Below are 22,267 nucleotides of genomic sequence, written 5' to 3' on the forward strand. Positions count from 1 at the left end.
TTGCGGAGAAAGTAGATGAGCGCGCTCTATATGATTGCCGGCACCCTGATCGCCTTGGGTGTGCTGGTCACCTTTCACGAATTCGGCCATTTCTGGGTCGCGCGTCGCTGTGGCGTCAAGGTTCTGCGCTTTTCCGTAGGCTTCGGCATGCCGTTGCTGCGCTGGCATGACAAGCAAGGCACCGAATTTGTAATCGCGGCGATACCGTTGGGTGGCTACGTCAAGATGCTCGATGAGCGCGAAGGCGAAGTGCCAGTCGATCAGCTTGACCAGTCGTTCAACCGCAAATCCGTGCGTCAACGTATCGCCATTGTTGCCGCCGGGCCCATTGCCAACTTCCTGTTGGCGTTGGTGTTCTTTTGGGTATTGGCCATGCTCGGCAGCGAGCAGATTCGCCCGGTCATTGGTGCAGTTGAGTCCGGCAGTATCGCCGCCAGTGCCGGTTTGAACGCTGGTCAGGAAATTGTTGCTGTCGATGGTGAGCCGACTACCGGTTGGGCTGCCGTCAATCTGCAATTGGTCCGGCGCCTTGGTGAAAGCGGTTCCCTGCAGTTGCTGGTGCGCGAACAGGGCACGACTGTCGATTCACCACGAGAACTGAAGCTGGATAACTGGCTCAAAGGCGCAGATGAACCGGATCCGATTCGCTCTCTGGGGATTCGTCCATGGCGCCCGGCCTTGCCGCCGGTGCTTGCCGAGCTTGATCCGAAAGGCCCGGCCCAGGCGGCCGGCCTAAAGACCGGCGATCGTCTGTTGGCGCTCGACGGTCAGGTGCTCAATGACTGGCAGCAAGTGGTTGATACGGTACGTACGCGCCCTGATACCAAAATCATGCTGCGCATTGAGCGCGACAATGCTCAAATCGACGTCCCTGTGACCCTTGCGGCGCGCGGTGAGAGCAAATCGCCCAGCGGATATCTGGGGGCTGGCGTAAAAGCTGTCGACTGGCCACCGGAGATGATTCGCGAAGTCAGTTATGGTCCGTTGGCCGCGATTGGTGAGGGTGCCCGTCGCACTTGGACCATGAGCATTCTGACGCTCGATTCTCTGAAGAAAATGCTGTTCGGCGAGCTCTCGGTAAAAAACTTGAGTGGACCGATAACCATTGCTAAAGTGGCGGGCGCTTCTGCCCAGTCGGGCGTCGCTGATTTCCTGAATTTCCTTGCTTATCTGAGTATTAGCCTGGGCGTTCTGAATTTGCTGCCCATTCCTGTACTGGATGGGGGGCATTTGTTGTTTTATCTGATCGAGTGGGCGCGTGGTCGCCCCTTGTCGGATCGGGTGCAAGGTTGGGGGATACAGATCGGTATCAGTTTGGTGGTCGGGGTGATGTTGCTTGCTCTGGTCAACGATCTGGGTCGTCTGTAACGCTTCGCTGAATTGCGAATCTGCCGCATTTTGCGGCAGTTTGTTTATTGCCAGTTGGAATAAGAAAGGACTTCATGAAACGTCTGCTGCTAACTGCGGTTCTCACCGTATTGATGATCGCCGAAGTTCACGCCGAGTCCTTCACTATCTCTGATATTCGCGTCAATGGCCTCCAGCGGGTCTCCGCGGGTAGCGTCTTTGGTGCCTTGCCGTTGAACGTCGGTGAGCAGGCGGATGATCGTCGCCTGGTGGAATCCACTCGTGCGTTGTTCAAAACCGGTTTCTTTCAAGATATCCAGCTGGGCCGCGAAGGCAACGTTCTGGTAATCACGGTCGTTGAACGCCCGTCGGTCGCCAGTATCGAGATCGAAGGCAACAAGGCGATCTCCACTGAAGACTTGATGAAAGGTCTCAAACAGTCCGGTCTGGCCGAAGGCGAGATCTTCCAGCGTGCCACCCTTGAGGGCGTGCGTAACGAACTGCAGCGTCAGTACGTCGCGCAAGGTCGCTACTCGGCTACCGTTGATACCGAAGTGGTCTCGCAACCGCGTAACCGCGTGGGTCTGAAGGTAAAGATCAACGAAGGCACCGTTGCGGCGATTCAGCACATCAACGTGGTGGGCAACACGGTTTTCCCTGAGGAAGACCTGACCGACCTGTTCGAACTGAAGACCACCAACTGGCTGTCGTTCTTCAAGAACGATGATAAGTACGCCCGTGAAAAACTGTCCGGTGACCTGGAGCGTCTGCGTTCCTACTACCTGGATCGTGGCTATATCAACATGGATATCGCTTCGACCCAGGTGTCGATCACCCCGGACAAGAAGCACGTCTACATCACTGTCAACGTTACCGAAGGCGAGAAGTACACCGTTCGTGACGTCAAGCTCAGTGGTGATCTGAAAGTCCCTGAAGATCAGGTCAAGTCCCTGCTGCTCGTGCAGAAGGGGCAGGTGTTCTCGCGCAAACTGATGACCACCACGTCCGAGCTGATCACCCGTCGTCTGGGTAACGAGGGTTACACCTTCGCCAACGTCAACGGCGTACCTCAGCCGCACGATGAAGATCACACCGTCGATATCCTGTTCGCTGTTGATCCGGGCAAGCGTGCCTACGTCAACCGCATCAACTTCCGTGGCAACACCAAGTCCGAAGACGAAGTGCTGCGTCGTGAAATGCGTCAGATGGAAGGCGGCTGGGCTTCGACTTACCTGATCGACCAGTCCAAGACCCGTCTTGAGCGTCTGGGCTTCTTTAAAGAGGTCAACGTTGAAACCCCGGCTGTTCCGGGTGTCGACGACCAGGTAGATGTTAACTACAGCGTTGAAGAGCAGGCTTCCGGTTCGATTACCGCAAGCGTCGGTTTCGCCCAGAGCGCCGGTCTGATCCTCGGTGGTTCGATCACCCAGAACAACTTCCTCGGTACCGGTAACCGCGTCAGCATCGGCCTGACTCGCAGCGAATACCAGAGCCGCTACAACTTCGGCTACGTTGACCCGTACTGGACCGCCGATGGCGTGAGCCTGGGTTACAACGCGTTCTATCGCACCACTGACTACAAAGACCTCGACGTCGATGTAGCTAGCTATGCGGTAGACAGCCTGGGTGCCGGCGTCAACGTTGGCTACCCGATCAGCGAAACTTCGCGTCTGACCTTTGGCCTGTCGGTTCAACAGGACGAGATCAAGACCGGTACCTACACCGTTGACGAGATTTTCGACTTCGTTAACAAGGAAGGCGACAAGTACCTGAACTTCAAGGCGTCGGCCGGCTGGTCCGAGTCCACCCTGAACAAAGGTGTATTGCCGACCCGTGGCCGTTCCCAGAGCCTGACTCTGGAATCCACCATTCCGGGCAGTGACCTGTCGTTCTACAAACTTGATTACCGCGGTCAGCTGTTCCAGCCGATCAGCGAGAACTACACCCTGCGTCTGCACACCGAATTGGGTTATGGCGACGGTTACGGCGGGACTGACGGCTTGCCGTTCTATGAAAACTACTATGCTGGTGGTTTCAACTCGGTTCGTGGCTTCAAGGACAGCACCCTCGGCCCACGCAGTACGCCGAGCCGTGGTACCAACCCGGGCACGCTGGCTGACCCCGACCAGGATCCGCTGCCGTTCGGTGGTAACGTCCTGATCCAGGGTGGTGTCGAGGTTCTGTTCCCGCTGCCATTCGTAAAAGATCAGCGCTCCCTGCGTACTTCGGTATTCTGGGATGTGGGTAACGTATTTGACTCGCAGTGCAAGGACACTACCAATGCGAACGGCTCGACGTCGAACACCAAGTGCAACGACATCAGCCTGAGCAACATGGCCAGTTCCGTGGGTGTGGGTGTGACCTGGGTCACCGCACTGGGTCCTCTGAGCTTCGCGTTGGCCATGCCGATCAAGAAGCCGGATGAGGCTGAAACTCAAGTGTTCCAATTCTCCCTCGGCCAGACGTTCTAAGCGTCTGACCCAAGATAACGACAATGGATTTTGTAGGAGTGCATCGTGCGTAAGTTGACTCAATTGGTTCTCCTGGCCTCCTTGATGGTGGCAGGCCCGGCATTTGCCGACATGAAAATCGCTGTTCTGAACTATCAGATGGCCTTGCTCGAATCCGATGCGGCCAAGAAATACGCCGTTGATGCCGAGAAGAAGTTCGGTCCGCAACTGACCAAGCTGAAGACGCTGGAAAGCAGCGCCAAGGGCATTCAGGACCGTCTGATGGCCGGTGGTGACAAAATGCAGCAAGGTGAGCGCGAGCGTCTGGAGCTGGAATTCAAGCAAAAGGCCCGTGACTTCCAGTTCCAGTCCAAGGAACTGAACGAAGCCAAGGCCGTTGCCGACCGCGAAATGCTCAAGCAACTGAAGCCGAAACTGGATAGCGCAGTGGAAGAAGTCATCAAGAAAGGTGGTTTTGACCTGGTGTTCGAGCGTGGCGCAGTGATCGATGTCAAGCCTCAGTACGACATCACGCGCCAGGTAATCGAGCGCATGAATCAGCTGAAGTAACCCATGACCGTGACTATCAAGCTCGGCCAGTTGGCCGAGTTCCTCGGCGCCACCCTGCGTGGCGACCCTGAGAAGCAAATTACTGGGCTAGCCACTTTGCAAGAGGCTGGCCCAGCTCAGTTGAGCTTTCTGGCAAATCCTCAATATCGCAAATACCTGACGGGCTCGCAGGCGGCAGCACTGTTGCTCAAAGAGGCCGATGCCGAAGGTTTTGCCGGTAATGCGTTGGTGGTGCCTGATCCTTACCTGGCTTACGCGCGTATCTCCCACCTGTTCGATCCCAAGCCAAAAGCCTCTGCGGGTATCCATCCGTCAGCGGTGATTGCGGCGGACGCGGTGGTTGATCCAAGCGCCAGCATTGGCCCTTTTGTGGTGATCGAAGCCGGTGCGCGAATTGGCGCGCAGGTGACACTGGGTGCACATTGCGTTGTTGGTGCCCGCAGCGAAATCGGTGAAGGCGGCTGGCTCGCCCCACGCGTGACGCTGTATCACGACGTGCGCATCGGCAAGCGTGTTGTGATCCAGTCCGGTGCGGTGCTCGGTGGTGAAGGCTTCGGCTTTGCCAACGAAAAAGGCATCTGGCAGAAGATTGCCCAGATCGGTGGCGTGACCATCGGTGACGATGTCGAGATTGGCGTGAATACCGCCATCGATCGCGGCGCGCTGGCCGATACCGTCATTGGCAATGGCGTGAAGCTCGACAACCAGATCCAGATCGCCCACAACGTTCAGGTCGGTGATCACACTGCCATGGCGGCCTGCGTCGGGATCTCCGGCAGCACCAAAATCGGCAAGCATTGTATGCTGGCCGGCGGTGTTGGCCTGGTCGGCCATATTGATATTTGCGACAACGTTTTCCTGACCGGGATGACCATGGTGACTCACTCGATTACCGAGCCGGGTGCCTATTCTTCCGGCACAGCCATGCAACCGGCGGCCGAATGGCGCAAAAGCGCGGCCCGCATCCGTCAGCTCGATGACATCGCGCGGCGTTTGAAACAGCTGGAAAAGCGCGTAGGGGAAGTGACCCCTGACGGCAATGCTTCATCTGATGGCTGATACCATTTCCATATCAAGTGTGCACAGCCTCTAGACTGCCTCCTTGATTTGCTAGAGGAGTGCGCGTCAGTCGCGCTCCCAATCTTTACATAGGCTTCCCCCCGAAATGATGGACATCAACGAGATTCGCGAATACCTGCCTCACCGTTACCCGTTCCTGCTGGTGGACCGGGTGGTGGAACTGGACACTGAGGGCAAGCGCATTCGCGCCTACAAGAATGTCAGCATCAATGAACCGTTCTTCAATGGTCACTTCCCTGCGCATCCAATCATGCCGGGCGTACTGATCATCGAAGCGATGGCTCAGGCTGCCGGGATCCTCGGTTTCAAAATGCTTGATGTGAAGCCTGCCGACGGCACGCTTTACTACTTCGTCGGTTCCGACAAGCTGCGCTTCCGCCAGCCTGTGTTGCCGGGCGATCAACTGATCCTCGAAGCCAAGTTCATCAGCTGCAAGCGTCAGATCTGGAAGTTCGAATGCCAGGCCTCGGTTGATGGCAAGCCGGTCTGCTCGGCTGAAATCATCTGCGCGGAACGCAAGCTATGAGTTTGATTGACCCTCGCGCAATCATCGATCCGTCGGCCGTTCTGGCTGATGGCGTCGAGGTCGGCCCGTGGTCGATCATCGGCGCAGGTGTGGAAATCGGCGAGGGTACCGTGATCGGGCCGCATGTAATCCTCAAAGGCCCGACCCGCATCGGCAAGCACAATCGCATCTACCAGTTTTCCTCGGTAGGCGAAGACACGCCCGATCTGAAGTACAAAGGCGAAGAAACTCGCCTGGTGATCGGTGACCACAATGTCATCCGTGAAGGCGTGACCATTCACCGTGGCACCGTGCAGGACCGTTCGGAAACCACGCTGGGCGATCACAACCTGATCATGGCTTATGCCCACATCGGGCATGACAGCGTCATCGGCAATCACTGCATTCTGGTCAACAACACCGCGTTGGCCGGGCATGTGCACGTGGATGACTGGGCGATCCTTTCCGGATTCACCCTGGTTCACCAGTATTGCCACATCGGCGCTCACAGCTTTTCCGGTATGGGCACTGCGATCGGCAAGGACGTTCCTGCGTTCGTCACCGTGTTCGGCAATCCCGCAGAAGCGCGCAGCATGAACTTCGAAGGCATGCGCCGTCGTGGTTTCAGCGAAGACGCGATTCATACCCTGCGTCGCGCTTACAAAACCGTCTATCGCCAAGGTTTGACGGTTGAGCAGGCGCTGGCCGAACTGGCTGAACCTGCTGCGCAATACCCGGAAGTTGCGATATTCCGCGACTCCATCCAGTCGTCGACTCGCGGTATCACGCGCTGATCATGGCCAATCTGCGTATTGCGCTGGTGGCGGGTGAAGCTTCCGGTGACATTCTCGGTGCCGGCCTCATGCGCGCGCTCAAGGCTCAGCATCCGGCCGTCGAGTTCATCGGCGTCGGTGGCCCGTTGATGCAGGCTGAAGGTCTGATGTCCTACTTTCCCATGGAACGTTTGTCGGTCATGGGCCTGGTGGAGGTTCTCGGCCGTTTGCGTGAGTTGCTCAAGCGTCGCAAGGATCTGATCGCCACGCTGGTCGCCGAGAAACCGGATGTCTTCATCGGTATCGACGCGCCGGACTTCAACCTCAATATCGAACTCAAGCTGCGTCAGGCCGGGATCAAGACCGTGCATTACGTCAGCCCGTCGGTGTGGGCGTGGCGGCAGAAGCGTGTGCTGAAGATTCGCGAAGGCTGCGACTTGATGTTGACGTTGCTGCCGTTCGAAGCAAAATTTTACGAAGAAAAGGGCGTGCCGGTTCGGTTCGTCGGTCACACCCTCGCCGATACCATTCCGCTGGAAGCTGATCGCGCTGCGGCGCGTGCCGAGCTGGGCCTGCCCGACGGCCCGCTGGTGGCGTTGATGCCCGGCAGTCGCGGCGGCGAAGTCTCCCGTCTGGGGGCATTGTTCCTCGACACCGCCGAACGTCTGCGTGCGATGCGCCCGGGTTTGCGCTTCGTCATCCCGTGCGCCAATCCTGAACGCCGTGCGCAACTTGAAGAACTGCTCGTTGGGCGTGATCTGCCGGTGACCTTGCTCGACGGCAAATCCCATCTGGCCTTGGCAGCGTGCAATGCCGTGTTGATCGCCTCCGGCACCGCCACTCTCGAAGCGCTGTTGTACAAGCGGCCGATGGTGGTGGCGTACCATTTGGCGCCGTTGACGTTCTGGATTCTCAAACGCATGGTCAAGAGCCCTTACGTGTCCTTGCCGAATCTTCTGGCCCAGCGCCTGCTGGTCCCGGAATTGTTGCAGGATGATGCGACAGTCGACGCGCTGGCACAGACCCTGTCGCCACTGATCGAAGGTGGCGAAGAACAGACCCGTGGTTTCGACGAGATCCACCGCACGTTACGGCTGGATGCCTCCAATCAGGCGGCGGACGCCGTCCTTAACCTGATCGGTCAAACGCGATGAGCAAGACAAGCATGCAGATGGGCCTGGATTTCACCCTGGTCGCCGAAGTTGAAGAGCTGGTGGCCGGCGTTGATGAAGTCGGTCGTGGCCCGTTGTGCGGTGCGGTGGTGACGGCGGCGGTGATCCTCGATCCGAACCGGCCGATCCTCGGTCTCAACGACTCGAAGAAACTCACTGAGGCCAAGCGCGAAAAGCTTTACGACGAAATCATCGAAAAGTCCTTGAGCTGGTGTATTGCGCGCGCCGAAGTCGAAGAAATCGACGAGCTGAACATCTTGCACGCGACCATGCTGGCCATGCAGCGCGCGGTGGCCGGCCTGCACATTCAGCCGAAACTGGCGATGATCGACGGCAACCGCTGCCCGCAACTGCCGATGCGCGCCGAAGCGGTGGTGCAGGGCGACGGCAAGGTGCCGGCGATTGCTGCTGCGTCGATTCTGGCCAAGGTCAGCCGCGACCGCGAAATGGCTGCCTTCGAATTGATCTATCCGGGTTACGGCATCGGTGGCCATAAAGGCTACCCGACGCCCGTTCATCTGGAAGCCTTGTCGCGTCTTGGCCCGACGCCGATTCACCGGCGCTCGTTCGCCCCGGTGCGTCTGGCTTACGAAGCGCTGGAAGGTCTGACGCAGGTTTAGTCGCAAGGCTGATGTTTTGTTCGAGGCCCGGTACAATCCGGGCCTTGTTGTCTCTATGTAACTGGACAGGATCACTATGCCGGCTTCATTCGTTCATCTACGCCTGCACACTGAATACTCCCTGGTCGACGGGCTGGTGCGGATCAAGCCGCTGGTCAAGGCACTGACGGCCATGAACATGCCGGCGGTCGCGGTCACCGACCAGAACAACATGTGTTCCCTGGTCAAATTCTACAAAAACACCATGGGCGCGGGCATCAAGCCGATCTGCGGCGCCGACCTGTGGCTGTCGAACAAGGACCCGGACGCACCGCTGAGCCGGCTCAGCCTGTTGGTGATGAACGCCAAGGGCTATCGCAACCTCACCGAGTTGATCTCGCGCGGCTTCATCGAAGGCCAGCGCAACGGCATGATCATCGTCGAGCGCGAGTGGGTTGCTGAAGCCAACGAAGGCCTGATCATGCTGTCCGCCGCCAAAGAAGGCGAGATCGGCATGGCCATGATCGGCGGCAACCCGGCTGAAGCTGAAGCGTTGGCGCGCGAATGGATGGCGGTATTCCCGGATCGTTTCTATCTGGAAATCCAGCGCACCAACCGTCCCAACGATGAAGAACAATTGCACGGCGCCGTCGCCCTCGCCGACAAGCTCGGCGCGCCGCTGGTGGCGACCAACGATGTGCGTTTCATCAAGCAGGAAGACTTCGCCGCCCACGAAACCCGCGTGTGCATCGGTGAGGGCCGTGCCCTCGACGATCCACGGCGCTCGAAGAATTACAGCGATCAGCAATACCTGAAAAGCGCCGAGGAAATGATCGAGCTGTTCAGCGATATTCCCGACGCGATTGAAAACACCGTCGAGATCGCCAAGCGCTGCAACATTGAAGTGAAACTGGGCACTCACTTCCTGCCCAACTTCCCGATTCCCGATGGCATGACCATCGACGAGTATTTCCGCAAAGTCTCCTTCGACGGTCTGGAGGAACGCTTGTCGGTGCTGCTGCCCAAGGACACCACCGAAGACTACGAAGCCAAGCGTCAGGTCTACGTCGACCGACTGAATTTTGAGCTGGATATCATTATCCAGATGGGTTTCCCCGGTTACTTCCTCATCGTTATGGACTTTATCCAGTGGGCCAAGAACAACGGCGTGCCGGTAGGTCCGGGCCGTGGGTCGGGTGCCGGTTCGTTGGTGGCTTATGTACAGAAGATCACCGACCTCGATCCGCTGGAATACGACCTGCTGTTCGAACGTTTCCTTAACCCGGAACGGGTATCCATGCCCGACTTCGACGTCGACTTCTGCATGGACGGTCGCGACCGGGTGATCGACTACGTGGCCGAGAAGTACGGCCGCAACGCGGTAAGCCAGATCATCACTTTCGGTTCCATGGCCGCAAAAGCGGTGGTGCGTGACGTAGCGCGGGTGCAGGGCAAGTCCTACGGCCTGGCGGATCGTCTGTCGAAGATGATTCCGTTCGAAGTCGGCATGACCCTGGAGAAAGCCTACGAGCAGGAAGAAATCCTCCGTGACTTCATCAAGGTTGATGAAGAAGCTGCGGAAATCTGGGAAATGGCGCGCAAGCTCGAAGGCGTTGTGCGTAACGTTGGTAAACACGCCGGTGGTGTGGTTATTGCGCCGACCAAACTGACTGACTTCTCGCCAATCTATTGCGATGAGGCCGGTGACGGTCTGGTGACCCAGTTCGACAAGGACGACGTTGAAGCGGCCGGTCTGGTGAAGTTCGACTTCCTCGGTCTGCGGACCCTGACGATCATCGACTGGGCGCTGAAAACCATCAACCGTGATCGCGCCAAGGTCAACGAGCCGCCGCTGGATATCGCGTTTATCCCGCTGGACGACAAACCGACGTACTCGCTGTTGCAGAAAGCTGAAACCACCGCGGTGTTCCAGCTTGAATCGCGCGGCATGAAAGAGCTGATCAAAAAGCTCAAGCCCGACTGCCTGGAAGACTTGATCGCACTGGTGGCCCTGTTCCGTCCGGGCCCGCTGCAGTCCGGCATGGTGGACGACTTCATCAACCGTAAGCACGGCCGCGCCGAACTGGCGTATCCGCACTCGGATTACCAGTACGAAGGTTTGAAACCGGTTCTGGCACCGACTTACGGCATCATCCTGTATCAGGAACAGGTGATGCAGATTGCTCAGGTCATGGCCGGTTACACCCTTGGCGGTGCGGACATGCTCCGTCGGGCGATGGGTAAGAAAAAACCCGAAGAAATGGCCAAGCAGCGCGGCGGTTTCATTGAAGGTTGCGCGACCAACAACATCGACGCCGACCTTGCCGGTAACATTTTCGACCTGGTAGAAAAATTCGCCGGTTACGGCTTCAACAAATCCCACTCCGCCGCCTACGGCCTGGTCTCGTACCAGACTGCGTGGCTGAAAGCTCACTACCCGGCGCCGTTCATGGCAGCGGTACTTTCTGCGGACATGCACAACACCGACAAGGTCGTGACCTTGATCGAGGAAGTGCGCACGATGAAGCTGCGCCTCGATGCGCCGGACGTGAACACTTCGGAGTTCAAGTTCACGGTGAACGACGACGGCCGCATCGTTTACGGCCTGGGCGCGATCAAAGGTGTTGGTGAAGGCCCGGTTGAGGCGATCACCGAGGCGCGTCAGGAAGGTCCGTTCAAGGATCTGTTCGATTTCTGCGCGCGGGTCGACCTCAAGCGCATCAACAAACGTACCCTCGACGGCTTGATCCGCAGCGGTGCGCTGGATCGTCTGGGGCCGTACTTCCATGACGAACAGAAGGCTTATCAGGCCAACATCGACCGCAACCGCGCCGTGCTGCTGGCAGCGATGGAAGAGGCGATCAAGGCGGCCGAGCAGACCGCGCGTACCCACGACTCTGGTCACGCCGACCTGTTTGGCGGGCTGTTTGTCGAGGAAGACGCCGACGTTTATGCGTCGCACCGCAAGGCCAAGGAGCTGACTCTCAAGGAGCGCCTCAAAGGTGAGAAAGACACCTTGGGCCTGTACCTGACCGGTCACCCGATCGACGAATACGAAGGCGAGATCCGCCGTTTCGCCCGTCAGCGCATCATCGACCTGAAGCCGGCGCGCGATACGCAAACCGTGGCGGGGATGATCATTGCCCTGCGGGTGATGAAGAACAAGAAGGGCGACAAGATGGGTTTCATCACCCTCGACGACCGTTCGGGGCGGATTGAGGCGTCGCTGTTTGCCGATGCGTTCCATTCTGCGCAGTCGTTGTTGCAGACCGACGCGATGGTGGTGGTCGAAGGCGAAGTCAGCAACGATGACTTCTCCGGTGGCCTGCGCCTGCGGGTCAAACGTGTGATGAGCATGGAAGACGCGCGCACCAATCTGGCCGAAAGCCTGCGCCTGAAGCTGCAAACCCAGGATCTGAAAGGCGATCAGCTACGCTGGTTGGGGGATTTGCTCAAGCGTCATCGCGGCGCGTGCCCGATCACCATGGAGTACACGAGCCCGGATGCGAAGACCTTGCTGCAGTTCGGCGAGACCTGGCGGATCGATCCGGCGGATGCGTTGATTCAAGCCCTGCGTGACCAGTTCGGGCGAGACAACGTCTTCCTCCAATACCGTTGACCGGCAAGTGCCATCATGGCGCTTGCCCGCAACCTGAATTTTTAATCTCGACCTCAGCGCGCCTCTCCCTTAAGGTAGGGCGCGAATAGACAACCGGCCGGCCCAAGCTCATTTGGGACACGACCCAAGACGGACGCCTATGAACCCGAATTTTCTAGATTTCGAACAGCCGATCGCCGACCTGCAAGCCAAGATCGAAGAGTTGCGCTTGGTCGGTAATGACAATTCGCTGAATATCGGCGATGAGATCTCCCGCCTGCAGGACAAGAGCAAAACGCTGACCGAAGACATCTTCGGCAAGCTGACCAGCTGGCAGATCGCACGCCTGGCGCGTCACCCGAAACGCCCGTACACCCTCGACTACATCGAGCATATCTTCACCGAGTTCGACGAACTGCACGGTGACCGTCACTTCTCTGACGACGCGGCCATCGTTGGCGGTATCGCCCGTCTGGAAGACCAGCCGGTGATGATCATCGGTCACCAGAAGGGTCGTGAAGTCCGTGAGAAGGTACGCCGTAACTTCGGCATGCCGCGTCCGGAAGGCTACCGCAAGGCTTGCCGTCTGATGGAGATGGCCGAGCGTTTTAAAATGCCGATCCTGACCTTCATCGACACCCCGGGTGCCTATCCTGGCATCGACGCTGAAGAGCGTAACCAGAGCGAAGCGATCGCCTGGAACCTGCGCGTGATGTCGCGCCTGAAGACCCCGATCATCGCCACCGTTATCGGTGAGGGTGGTTCCGGTGGTGCACTGGCCATTGGCGTCTGCGACCAGCTAAACATGCTGCAGTACTCGACCTACGCGGTAATCTCGCCGGAAGGTTGCGCTTCGATTCTGTGGAAAACCGCCGAAAAAGCGCCGGATGCTGCTGAAGCAATGGGCATCACCGCCGAGCGTCTGAAAGGCCTGGGCATTGTCGACAAGGTGATTGGCGAGCCTCTGGGCGGCGCGCACCGTGATCCGGCGGCTGCGGCTGCATCGATCCGTGCCGAGCTGAGCTCGCAACTGGCGATGCTGAAGAAGTTCGATAACGAAGCGTTGCTGAAGCGCCGTTATGATCGACTGATGAGCTACGGTCTCTAAGTCGAGCGCAATACCCCTGTAGGAGTGAGCCTGCTCGCGATGAGGGCGTAACATTCAACCAATGTGTTGGCTGTCACACCGCTATCGCGAGCAGGCTCACTCCTACATTTGTTTTGGGGCAAAGAGTTAAATATGGGGCAGTCCATGATTGATTTGCCTTCACGGCTTTTGCACAACCTTGAGCCTTGGCGCAATGCCGCTCATTGGCGTATCGCGTTTTCCGGTGGTCTCGATTCCACCGTCCTGCTGCACCTGCTTGCCGATCTGGCAAAAACCGAATCCATCCCCGCGCTAAGCGCTATCCATATCCATCACGGCCTTCAGGCTGCGGCTGATGCGTGGCCGCAACATTGCCAGTCCGTGTGTGATGCGCTGGGAGTGCCGTTGCTGATCGAGCAGGTGACGGTGCAACCAGGCGCGAGTTTGGAGCGGGCGGCGCGGGATGCGCGTTACGCCGTGTTCAGTGCGCTGACCCAAGCTAATGAGGCGTTAATCACTGGTCAGCACCGTGATGATCAGGCGGAAACACTGCTGTTCCGGCTGCTGCGTGGTGCGGGAGTGCGCGGATTGTCGGGAATGCCGCAGCAAAGGCCAGTGGGGCAGGGCATGTTGATTCGCCCGTTGCTGGATGTCACTCGAGCCGAGCTGGAACGTTACGCGCAGGCTCACTCGTTAAGCTGGATCGAAGATCCGTCAAATCAGGATCGACAGTTCTCGCGCAATTACCTGCGCCATCAGGTCATGCCGGTGCTGAGCGAGCGCTGGCCGCAAGCGCAGGCGAACATGGCCCGCAGCGCCGCGCATCTGCGTGAAGCTCAGGGGCTGCTCGATGAGTTGGCGCAGATCGATCTGGCGCAAGCCGCGACTGCTCATGATTATGAATGGCTGGTTTTACCGTCGCTGGAACTGGCGCCGCTCGCCGCACTGTCTGCTGCCCGGCAACGAAACGCGATCAGCCATTGGCTCGAACCCTTCACGCAACTGCCAGATACCGACCACTGGTCGGGTTGGAAAAATCTGTGCGACGCCGCTCACGATGCTTCACCAGTATGGCGTCTGGCCGATGGCGAGCTTCATCGCAGCGCCGGGCGTCTGTGGTGGCTGAGTGGCAACTGGCTACGCACGCCGATGATCGGCGTCGAGTGGCAGAGTCCGGCGTCAGCGCTACGCTTGGCCGATAACGGACATGTCACGTTCAGCGGGCAGACTCCCGTCGGGCCTTTGCGCATTGCCTATCGTCAGGGCGGTGAAGTCATGCAACTGGCGGATCGCGGCCACCGTGACCTCAAGCGCCTGCTCAATGAGCGCGCGGTCCCGGGCTTCATGCGTGGCAGATTGCCGCTGCTGTTTCGCGGCGATGAATTGCTCGCGGTGGCGAACCTGCCGGGACTTGATGGTCATGCACAGGACGGCTGGAAATTGCATTGGCTGCCAACAGACGAAGATCAAGGTTTGAGCTGAAAGGAGCATTCCGGTAGACTACGCTCCCTTCTTGATACAACTTCTGTGGATTCGCCTGAATTGCAGGAGTTGCCGATTACCAAGCAGTCTTTGCTGGGCGATTCCAAAAAATGTGTAGCGAGCAACGTACCGGTGTTTCACCTGCCGGTCTGTCCCAACGCGGCGGTTTTTTTGAAAGGTGCACTGTGATTAATGCAGGTGATCGGGGGCTTCGGCCTTCCTTCGCTTTCCCCGGCGGCTCGTACCGCTTTAACGCAGACTTCTAGGGTTTTTCATGACGCGCTACATATTCGTCACGGGCGGTGTTGTTTCTTCATTGGGGAAAGGCATTGCATCGGCTTCATTGGCAGCCATCCTGGAGGCGCGGGGACTTAAGGTCACCATGCTGAAGCTGGATCCGTACATCAACGTCGATCCGGGCACCATGAGCCCGTTCCAGCACGGTGAAGTGTTCGTCACCCACGACGGCGCCGAGACCGACCTGGACCTGGGGCACTACGAGCGGTTCATCCGCACGACCATGACCCAGAACAACAACTTCACCACCGGTCGTGTCTACGAGCACGTGCTGCGCAAAGAGCGCCGTGGTGACTACCTGGGTGCAACCATCCAGGTGATCCCGCACATCACCGACGAAATCAAGCGCCGCATCATCAAGGGTGCCGGTGACGCTGACGTGGCGATGGTTGAAATCGGTGGCACCGTCGGTGACATCGAGTCGCAACCGTTCCTCGAAGCCATCCGTCAACTGCGTTTCGAAGTCGGCGCCAAGCGCGCGATGCTGATGCACCTGACACTGGTACCGTACATCGCCACCGCTGGCGAAACCAAGACCAAACCAACCCAGCACTCGGTAAAAGAACTGCGTTCGATCGGCCTGCAGCCAGACGTGCTGGTGTGCCGTTCCGATCACCCGATCGACATCTCGTCGCGTCGCAAGATCGCTCAGTTCACCAACGTTGAAGAGCGTGCGGTGATCGCACTGGAAGACGCCGACACCATCTACAAGATCCCGGGCATCCTGCACTCGCAGGGTCTGGACGATTTCGTCGTTGAGCGTTTCGGCCTGCAATGCGGCAGCGCGGATCTGTCCGAGTGGGACGCGGTGGTTGACGCCAAGCTGAATCCGGAACACGAAGTGACCATCGCCATGGTCGGCAAGTACATGGAGCTGCTGGACGCTTACAAGTCGTTGATCGAAGCGATGAGTCACGCCGGCATCAGCAACCGCACCAAGGTCAACCTGCGTTACATCGATTCCGAAGATATCGAAAACCAGGGCACTGCGCTGCTCGAAGGTGTTGACGCGATCCTCGTACCGGGCGGCTTCGGTCTGCGTGGCGTGGAAGGCAAGATTACTGCCGTTCAGTACGCTCGCGAAAACAAGGTTCCATACCTGGGTATCTGCCTCGGTATGCAAGTGGCGGTCATCGAGTTCGCCCGTAACGTGATGGGCTGGAAAGACGCCAACTCCACCGAGTTCGATCGCGCCAGCGGCCATCCGGTGGTCGGTCTGATCACCGAGTGGGAAGACGCGACCGGTGCCGTTGAAGTACGTACCGAATCGTCCGACCTGGGCGGCACCATGCGCCTTGGCGCTCAGGACTGCCTGCTTGAAGCCGGTTCCAAGGTCCACGACTGCTACGGCAAGGACGTGATCGTCGAGCGTCACCGTCACCGTTACGAAGTGAACAACAACCTGCTGCCACAGCTGATCGAAGCTGGCCTGAAAATTTCCGGTCGCTCCGCTGATGCGGCGCTGGTTGAAGTGGTTGAAGCGGCCGATCACCCATGGTTCGTTGCTTGCCAGTTCCACCCTGAGTTCACCTCGACACCACGTGATGGCCATCCGCTGTTCAGCGGTTTTGTCAAAGCAGCGTTGGCTCAACACCAGAAAAAGGCGTAACCCCGATGGCACAGAAGATCATCCGCGTCGGCGACATTGAAATTGCCAACGACAAACCCATGGTGCTGTTCGGCGGCATGAACGTGCTGGAAAGCCGTGACATGGCCATGCAGGTTTGCGAAGAGTACGTAAAGGTCACCGAAAAACTCGGTATCCCTTACGTGTTCAAGGCCAGTTTCGACAAGGCTAACCGTTCTTCTGTGGCCTCTTATCGTGGTCCTGGCCTGGAAGAGGGCATGCGCATCTTCCAGGACATCAAACAAGCCTTTGGCGTGCCGATCATCACCGACGTCCACGAGCCTGATCAGGCCGCGGTCGTCGCTGAGGTCTGCGACATCATTCAACTGCCGGCCTTCCTGTCGCGCCAGACCGATCTGGTCGTCGCGATGGCCAAGACCAATGCAGTGATCAACATCAAGAAAGCCCAGTTCCTCGCGCCTCAGGAAATGAAACACATCCTGAACAAGTGCGTGGAAGCGGGTAACGATCAATTGATCCTCTGCGAGCGTGGTTCGAGCTTCGGCTACAACAACCTCGTGGTCGACATGCTCGGCTTCGGCATCATGAAGCAGTTCGAGTACCCGGTATTCTTCGACGTGACCCACGCGCTGCAAATGCCTGGCGGTCGTGCCGACTCCGCTGGCGGTCGCCGTGCCCAGGTTCTGGATCTGGCCAAGGCGGGCATGAGCCAGTCGTTGGCAGGTCTGTTCCTCGAAGCGCACCCGGATCCGGACAATGCCAAATGCGACGGCCCTTGCGCCTTGCGTCTGGACAAACTGGAGCCATTCCTGGCCCAGCTCAAGGCTTTGGACGAACTGGTGAAGAGTTTTCCGACGGTAGAAACCGCGTAACACTCAATTCTCCGGTAAAGTACCGCACGATTTGTCGCTCATGCCCTCGGGCATGAGCGTTATCGTCTGCAAGCCTGCCCGCTGCACACCCCTTGCCGACGGTAAAAAGATTTCCTCTAGCTGCGTCGTTTTCGTCAACTTTGGAGTGTTTACAACAATGGCAAAAATCGTCGACATCAAAGGTCGTGAAGTTCTCGACTCCCGTGGCAATCCCACCGTGGAAGCGGACGTGCTTCTCGACAACGGCATCATCGGCAGCGCTTGCGCGCCGTCCGGTGCATCCACTGGCTCGCGTGAAGCACTCGAGCTGCGTGATGGCGACAAGAGCCGTTACCTGGGCAAGGGCGTGCTCAAAGCGGTAGCCAACATCAACGGTCCGATCCGCGATCTGTTGCTGGGCACCGACCCAAGTGACCAGAAAGCCCTGGATCACGCGATGATCAAGCTCGACGGTACCGAAAACAAGGCAACCCTGGGCGCCAACGCCATCCTCGCCGTGTCCCTGGCTGCGGCCAAGGCTGCTGCACAGGATCAGGACCTGCCGCTGTACGCACACATCGCCAACCTCAACGGCACTCCGGGTGTTTACTCGATGCCGGTACCGATGATGAACATCATCAACGGTGGCGAGCACGCCGATAACAACGTCGACATCCAGGAATTCATGGTGCAGCCGGTTGGCGCCAAGTCGTTCTCGGAAGGTCTGCGCATGGGCACCGAGATTTTCCATCACTTGAAAGCTGTGCTGAAGGCCCGTGGCCTGAGCACTGCCGTTGGCGACGAAGGCGGTTTCGCACCGAACCTGGCGTCCAACGAAGACGCGCTGAAAGTGATCTCGGAAGCTGTGGCCAACGCCGGTTACAAGCTGGGCACCGACGTGACCCTGGCGCTGGACTGCGCGGCTAGCGAATTCTACGAAGACGGCAAGTACAACCTGTCCGGCGAAGGCCAGGTGTTCACCGCTGAAGGTTTCGCCGATTACCTCAAAGGCCTGACCGAACGTTATCCGATCATCTCGATCGAAGACGGTCTGGACGAGTCCGACTGGGCTGGCTGGAAGATCCTCACCGACAAGATCGGCGAGAAGACTCAGCTGGTGGGCGACGACCTGTTCGTAACCAACACCAAGATCCTGAAAGAAGGCATCGATAAAAAGATCGCCAACTCGATCCTGATCAAGTTCAACCAGATCGGCACCCTGACCGAAACCCTGGAAGCCATCCAGATGGCCAAGGCTGCCGGTTACACCGCAGTGATCTCGCACCGTTCGGGCGAAACCGAAGATTCGACCATTGCCGACCTGGCTGTGGGCACCTCGGCTGGCCAGATCAAGACCGGTTCCCTGTGCCGTTCCGACCGCGTTTCCAAGTACAACCAACTGCTGCGTATCGAAGAGCAGTTGAATGGCAAGGCCAAGTACAACGGTCGCAGCGAGTTCCGCGGCTAAGTACAAATCGATGGAAGGACACCGGATTGTGTCGAAAAAGTCGTGACAGCGATGGATTTGCCACTAATCTGATGCCTTAACAGCACAAGCCTGGGTCTTCCAGGCTTCGTGCTATCAGATGTTTCAAAGTTTTGGCGTGGCTGTCTTTTTTCACTGGATACCTGATATTCGATGCGCAGTCCTTACTGGTTGTTTCTCGTTTTGCTCTTGCTACTGGCCGGTTTGCAGTACCGCCTGTGGGTGGGCAATGGCAGTCTGGCGCAAGTCGCCGAGCTGAATCAGCAGATAGCTGATCAACACGCCGAGAACGAAGGTTTGCTGGAGCGCAATCGCGTGATGGACGCTGAAGTCAGCGAGTTGAAAAAGGGCATGGAGACCGTTGAAGAGCGGGCTCGTCACGAACTGGGCATGGTCAAGGACGGCGAAACCCTTTACCAGTTGGCCCAATGATCAATTCCCTGCCGGCCTTCTGGGCCGTGATTCCTGCTGCGGGCATCGGTGCCCGAATGGCCGCGGACCGTCCCAAGCAATACCTGCAACTGGGCGGACGCACAATTCTCGAACACAGCCTCGGCTGTTTCCTCGATCACCCAAGCCTTAAGGGCCTGGTGGTCAGTCTTGCTGTTGATGATCCTTATTGGCCGAACCTGGCGTGCGCTGGCGATTCGCGTATTCAGCGCGTCGAGGGCGGCGCCGAGCGTTCCGGCTCGGTGCTCAATGCTTTGCTGCATTTGCATGCGCAGGGTGCCGATGATGAGGATTGGGTGCTGGTGCACGATGCGGCACGACCGAATCTGAGTCGCGAAGATCTCGACAGGTTACTGGATGAACTGGCGGACGATCCGGTCGGCGGCCTGCTCGCCGTTCCGGCGCGCGACACCTTGAAGCGAGTCGACAAGCACGGTCGTGTGCTGGAGACCGTGGATCGCAGCGTGATCTGGCAGGCGTATACGCCGCAGATGTTTCGCCTCGGCGCGTTGCATCGGGCGTTGGCGGACAGTCTGGTGGCGGATGCTGTGATCACTGATGAAGCTTCGGCGATGGAGTGGGCGGGGCTTAAGCCTCGTCTGATTGAAGGGCGGGCGGATAACCTCAAGGTGACCCGGCCGGAAGATCTGGAGTGGTTGCGTCAGCGTTGGGCGAATCGCCGCTGAATTTTTGTGGTGCCTGTTGAATCGCCATCGCGAGCAGGCTCACTCCTACATTTTGAAATGCGTTCCCCTGTAGGAGTGAGCCTGCTCGCGATAGCGCATTTACAGCCAACGCAACACTCATTCCTGATACTCCGGCCGCTCAGCCAATCCTTCCTTGAGAAAATCCACCAACTTGCGCACCTTCGGCGACAAGTGCCGCTGTTGCGGGTATAGCGCCCACACCGCCGTATTTGGTGGCTGATGCGCCTCCAGCAACGAAATTAGCGCGCCGCTGTGCAAATGCTCCAGCACGTAATAATCCGGCAATTGACACAGCCCAACCCCCTGCAACGCCGCATCCAGCACCGCTTGCCCGCTGTTGCAGCGCCAGTTGCCCTGCACGCGCTGGGAAAACTCCCGTCCGTTTTGCTCAAGCTGCCAGATGTCCGAGCTGCCAATCAGGCAATTGTGCCGACTCAATTCCGACAGGCTATGTGGGCGACCGTACCGCTCGACGTAGGACGGTGACGCACACAGATACATTCGCCGTGGCGCCAGGCGTGTTGCGACCAATCGCGAGTCCTGCAAACGACCCAGGCGAATCGCCAGATCCAGGCCTTCATGCACCAGATCGAGCTGGCGATTGCTCAATTCGATATCGATGCGCAACTGCGGATAAAGGCCCATAAACCGCGTCACCAGCGGCACGATGAAACGCTCGCCGTAGGCTACTGCGCAGGTCATGCGCAGCATGCCTTTCGGTTCGCTGGTCAGATCGCCGACGGCGCGCAATGCTTCCTCGCGACCGTCCTGCAAGCGTTGGCAATGTTGCAGAAAGGTCTGCCCGGCCTCGGTCAGCGTCACCCGGCGTGTGCTGCGATATAGCAGGCGCGTCTGAAGTCTTTCTTCCAGCCGTACGATTTGTCGGCTGATGTGCGAGGACGAAACTCCAAGACGCTCGGCAGCTGCAGTGAACTGGCTGCATTCAGCGACGGCGACGAACTCGTCGATGCCTTCCCAGCGATTTTCGGACATCGGGATTATCCCTGTGTGGCAATAATGTTTTGCTTTTGTCCTGATTATTCATCGTAAAGCCATGTATTACACTCCTTGTCTGGTTTTTTATTCATTGGATTCACTGGAGAGTCAGCATGATCAAGTCGCGCGCCGCCGTTGCCTTCGAGGCCAAGAAGCCGCTGGAAATCGTAGAAGTCGATGTCGCCATGCCCAAGGCCGGTGAAGTCCTGCTGCGCGTAGTGGCTTCCGGGGTTTGCCACACAGACGCTTACACCCTGTCCGGTGCAGACCCGGAAGGCATCTTCCCGTCGATCCTCGGCCACGAAGGCGGCGCCATCGTCGAAGCGATCGGCGAAGGCGTGACCTCGGTTGCGGTGGGCGATCACGTCATTCCGCTGTACACCCCGGAATGCGGCCAGTGCAAATTCTGCAAGTCGGGTAAGACCAACCTGTGTCAGGCGATTCGCGCGACTCAGGGCAAGGGTTTGATGCCGGACGGCACTTCGCGTTTTTCCTACAAGGGCGAAACCATTTTCCACTACATGGGTACTTCGACATTCTCGGAATACACCGTGTTACCGGAAATCTCCGTGGCCAGGATCTCCAAAGATGCGCCGCTGGAAAAGGTTTGCCTGCTGGGCTGCGGCGTCACCACCGGTATCGGTGCGGTACTCAACACTGCCAAGGTCAAACCCGGTGACACCGTGGCCATCTTCGGTCTGGGCGGCATTGGTTTGTCCGCAGTCATTGGCGCGGTGAAAGCCAAGGCTGCGCGAATCATCGCCATCGACATCAACCCGGCCAAGTTCGAGATCGCCAAACAACTCGGCGCTACCGACTGCGTAAACCCGAAAGATTTCGATCGTCCGATCCAGGAAGTGATCGTCGACATGACCGATGGCGGTGTCGACTTCTCCTTCGAGTGCATCGGCAACGTGCAATTGATGCGCGCCGCCCTTGAGTGCTGCCACAAAGGTTGGGGCGAGTCGGTCATCATCGGTGTTGCCGGTGCCGGTCAGGAAATCGCTACCCGTCCATTCCAGTTGGTGACCGGTCGCGTCTGGCGCGGTTCGGCATTCGGTGGCGTGCGCGGTCGTACCGAATTGCCAAGCTATGTCGACATGGCTCAGAGCGGTGAGATCCCGCTGGATACGTTCATCACCCACACCATGGGCCTGGAAGACATCAACAAGGCCTTCGACCTGATGCACGAAGGCAAGAGCATCCGTACCGTCATTCATTTCTAAAAG

Annotated in this window: 18 protein-coding genes; 17 read left to right on the forward strand and 1 reads right to left on the reverse strand. The window is 58.3% G+C overall.

Going from position 1 to position 22,267, the window contains the following annotated elements; all coding sequences use genetic code 11:
- Positions 1 to 15 precede the first annotated feature (15 nt).
- The 16 genes from rseP (at position 16) to ispD (ending at position 20,021) form a co-directional block, all read left to right on the forward strand.
- A complete protein-coding gene (gene rseP / locus CKW14_RS26800; RefSeq protein ID WP_095050401.1) occupies positions 16 to 1,368 on the forward strand; it encodes a sigma E protease regulator RseP in 1,353 nt (450 codons plus the stop codon).
- Positions 1,369 to 1,442: 74 nt separating this feature from the next.
- Entirely contained in the window at positions 1,443 to 3,818 is a 2,376-nt protein-coding gene (gene bamA, locus CKW14_RS26805; RefSeq protein ID WP_095050402.1) for an outer membrane protein assembly factor BamA, read from the forward strand.
- Positions 3,819 to 3,863: 45 nt separating this feature from the next.
- A complete protein-coding gene (locus tag CKW14_RS26810; RefSeq protein WP_007908849.1) occupies positions 3,864 to 4,367 on the forward strand; it encodes an OmpH family outer membrane protein in 504 nt (167 codons plus the stop codon).
- 3 nt (positions 4,368 to 4,370) lie between these two features.
- On the forward strand, positions 4,371 to 5,426 hold the full coding sequence (gene lpxD, locus CKW14_RS26815) for a UDP-3-O-(3-hydroxymyristoyl)glucosamine N-acyltransferase (RefSeq protein WP_095050403.1): 1,056 nt from the start codon (positions 4,371 to 4,373) through the stop codon (positions 5,424 to 5,426).
- A gap of 106 nt (positions 5,427 to 5,532) precedes the next feature.
- A complete protein-coding gene (gene fabZ / locus CKW14_RS26820) occupies positions 5,533 to 5,973 on the forward strand; it encodes a 3-hydroxyacyl-ACP dehydratase FabZ (protein ID WP_003222142.1) in 441 nt (146 codons plus the stop codon).
- Positions 5,970 to 6,746: an acyl-ACP--UDP-N-acetylglucosamine O-acyltransferase gene (gene lpxA, locus CKW14_RS26825; RefSeq protein WP_038357910.1), complete on the forward strand. Its 777-nt coding sequence runs from the start codon at positions 5,970 to 5,972 to the stop codon at positions 6,744 to 6,746. Before fabZ ends, lpxA begins: the two co-directional genes overlap by 4 nt.
- 2 nt (positions 6,747 to 6,748) lie before the next feature.
- Entirely contained in the window at positions 6,749 to 7,879 is a 1,131-nt protein-coding gene (lpxB, locus tag CKW14_RS26830) for a lipid-A-disaccharide synthase (protein WP_095050404.1), read from the forward strand.
- Positions 7,880 to 7,890: 11 nt separating this feature from the next.
- The gene (rnhB, locus tag CKW14_RS26835) at positions 7,891 to 8,517 is read left to right on the forward strand and encodes a ribonuclease HII (RefSeq protein WP_093436573.1); all 627 of its coding nucleotides are present in this window, start codon (positions 7,891 to 7,893) and stop codon (positions 8,515 to 8,517) included.
- A 76-nt stretch (positions 8,518 to 8,593) separates the two neighbouring features.
- Entirely contained in the window at positions 8,594 to 12,115 is a 3,522-nt protein-coding gene (gene dnaE, locus CKW14_RS26840; RefSeq protein WP_038357916.1) for a DNA polymerase III subunit alpha, read from the forward strand.
- 139 nt (positions 12,116 to 12,254) lie between these two features.
- Complete coding sequence (locus tag CKW14_RS26845) at positions 12,255 to 13,202, forward strand: acetyl-CoA carboxylase carboxyltransferase subunit alpha (protein WP_038357918.1); 948 nt, start codon at positions 12,255 to 12,257, stop codon at positions 13,200 to 13,202.
- Positions 13,203 to 13,334: 132 nt separating this feature from the next.
- Positions 13,335 to 14,663 carry a tRNA lysidine(34) synthetase TilS gene (tilS, locus tag CKW14_RS26850; RefSeq protein WP_095050405.1) on the forward strand — a complete coding sequence of 443 codons (1,329 nt, stop codon included), beginning with the start codon at positions 13,335 to 13,337 and terminating at the stop codon, positions 14,661 to 14,663.
- 274 nt (positions 14,664 to 14,937) lie between these two features.
- Positions 14,938 to 16,569: a CTP synthase gene (locus CKW14_RS26855; protein WP_093436570.1), complete on the forward strand. Its 1,632-nt coding sequence runs from the start codon at positions 14,938 to 14,940 to the stop codon at positions 16,567 to 16,569.
- Positions 16,570 to 16,574: 5 nt separating this feature from the next.
- Positions 16,575 to 17,420 carry a 3-deoxy-8-phosphooctulonate synthase gene (gene kdsA, locus CKW14_RS26860; RefSeq protein ID WP_095050406.1) on the forward strand — a complete coding sequence of 282 codons (846 nt, stop codon included), beginning with the start codon at positions 16,575 to 16,577 and terminating at the stop codon, positions 17,418 to 17,420.
- Between the two features lie 157 nt (positions 17,421 to 17,577).
- Positions 17,578 to 18,867 (forward strand): phosphopyruvate hydratase, encoded by a 1,290-nt coding sequence (eno, locus tag CKW14_RS26865; protein ID WP_093436567.1) that lies wholly within the window; start codon positions 17,578 to 17,580, stop codon positions 18,865 to 18,867.
- Between the two features lie 171 nt (positions 18,868 to 19,038).
- Positions 19,039 to 19,317, forward strand: a complete 279-nt coding sequence (gene ftsB / locus CKW14_RS26870) for a cell division protein FtsB (protein ID WP_007908838.1) — start codon at positions 19,039 to 19,041, stop codon at positions 19,315 to 19,317.
- A complete protein-coding gene (gene ispD / locus CKW14_RS26875; RefSeq protein WP_095126488.1) occupies positions 19,314 to 20,021 on the forward strand; it encodes a 2-C-methyl-D-erythritol 4-phosphate cytidylyltransferase in 708 nt (235 codons plus the stop codon). Before ftsB ends, ispD begins: the two co-directional genes overlap by 4 nt.
- Before the next feature lie 117 nt (positions 20,022 to 20,138).
- On the opposite strand, the gene CKW14_RS26880 is transcribed toward ispD, so the two are convergent.
- Positions 20,139 to 21,035, reverse strand: coding sequence for a LysR substrate-binding domain-containing protein (locus CKW14_RS26880; protein ID WP_095050408.1), 897 nt, complete (start codon positions 21,033 to 21,035; stop codon positions 20,139 to 20,141).
- 116 nt (positions 21,036 to 21,151) lie between these two features.
- Here CKW14_RS26880 and CKW14_RS26885 point away from each other — a divergent pair, with 116 nt between their 5' ends.
- A complete protein-coding gene (locus tag CKW14_RS26885) occupies positions 21,152 to 22,264 on the forward strand; it encodes an S-(hydroxymethyl)glutathione dehydrogenase/class III alcohol dehydrogenase (RefSeq protein ID WP_093436558.1) in 1,113 nt (370 codons plus the stop codon).
- The last annotated feature ends 3 nt before the right edge of the window (positions 22,265 to 22,267 follow it).

The organism is Pseudomonas sp. Irchel s3a12, from assembly GCF_900187485.1.
GTDB classification, from domain to species: Bacteria; Pseudomonadota; Gammaproteobacteria; order Pseudomonadales; family Pseudomonadaceae; genus Aquipseudomonas; species Aquipseudomonas neuropathica.

Coding starts and splice junctions, on each gene's coding strand:
- ispD (WP_095126488.1), top strand. CDS start 19,314: ATGATCAATTCCCTGCCGGCCTTCTGGGCCGTGATTCCTGCTGCGGGC.
- rnhB (WP_093436573.1), top strand. CDS start 7,891: ATGCAGATGGGCCTGGATTTCACCCTGGTCGCCGAAGTTGAAGAGCTG.
- rseP (WP_095050401.1), top strand. CDS start 16: ATGAGCGCGCTCTATATGATTGCCGGCACCCTGATCGCCTTGGGTGTG.
- bamA (WP_095050402.1), top strand. CDS start 1,443: ATGAAACGTCTGCTGCTAACTGCGGTTCTCACCGTATTGATGATCGCC.
- kdsA (WP_095050406.1), top strand. CDS start 16,575: ATGGCACAGAAGATCATCCGCGTCGGCGACATTGAAATTGCCAACGAC.
- dnaE (WP_038357916.1), top strand. CDS start 8,594: ATGCCGGCTTCATTCGTTCATCTACGCCTGCACACTGAATACTCCCTG.
- lpxD (WP_095050403.1), top strand. CDS start 4,371: ATGACCGTGACTATCAAGCTCGGCCAGTTGGCCGAGTTCCTCGGCGCC.
- tilS (WP_095050405.1), top strand. CDS start 13,335: ATGGGGCAGTCCATGATTGATTTGCCTTCACGGCTTTTGCACAACCTT.
- ftsB (WP_007908838.1), top strand. CDS start 19,039: ATGCGCAGTCCTTACTGGTTGTTTCTCGTTTTGCTCTTGCTACTGGCC.
- CKW14_RS26885 (WP_093436558.1), top strand. CDS start 21,152: ATGATCAAGTCGCGCGCCGCCGTTGCCTTCGAGGCCAAGAAGCCGCTG.
- eno (WP_093436567.1), top strand. CDS start 17,578: ATGGCAAAAATCGTCGACATCAAAGGTCGTGAAGTTCTCGACTCCCGT.
- CKW14_RS26845 (WP_038357918.1), top strand. CDS start 12,255: ATGAACCCGAATTTTCTAGATTTCGAACAGCCGATCGCCGACCTGCAA.
- lpxB (WP_095050404.1), top strand. CDS start 6,749: ATGGCCAATCTGCGTATTGCGCTGGTGGCGGGTGAAGCTTCCGGTGAC.
- fabZ (WP_003222142.1), top strand. CDS start 5,533: ATGATGGACATCAACGAGATTCGCGAATACCTGCCTCACCGTTACCCG.
- CKW14_RS26855 (WP_093436570.1), top strand. CDS start 14,938: ATGACGCGCTACATATTCGTCACGGGCGGTGTTGTTTCTTCATTGGGG.
- CKW14_RS26880 (WP_095050408.1), bottom strand. CDS start 21,035: ATGTCCGAAAATCGCTGGGAAGGCATCGACGAGTTCGTCGCCGTCGCT.
- lpxA (WP_038357910.1), top strand. CDS start 5,970: ATGAGTTTGATTGACCCTCGCGCAATCATCGATCCGTCGGCCGTTCTG.